A 275-nucleotide genomic window follows, 5' to 3' on the forward strand; every position below is an offset into this window, starting at 1 on the left:
ATCGCCGACGAGTGATAAAGCCGCGGCTTCGCGGCCGATGCGCCGGTGGTCCAGCCGTTGGTCTTCGGGTCCCAGATGAGGGTCGAGAAGGCCGTGTCGACCAGCACGTTGTCTTCCGACGAGCCGCCGGTGACGGCCACCTTCCCGTCGGCCAGCACGGTCGCCGTGCTCCAGATGCGGTTGGTGCCGGGGCCGGCAATCGGCGTGACGACGGGCGTACTGCCGTTGACGTCCACCACCATCGCGCCGCCTTCGTCGTCCACCATCATCATGCG

At 68.0% G+C, this 275-nt stretch carries 1 pseudogene; it reads right to left on the bottom strand.

What is annotated here, in order from left to right:
* Positions 1-275 (bottom strand): annotated as a pseudogene (locus AC3A6Y_RS35060) (hypothetical protein); the annotation flags it as partial.

It is taken from the genome of Variovorax sp. Soil_C_17 (genome assembly GCF_057657265.1).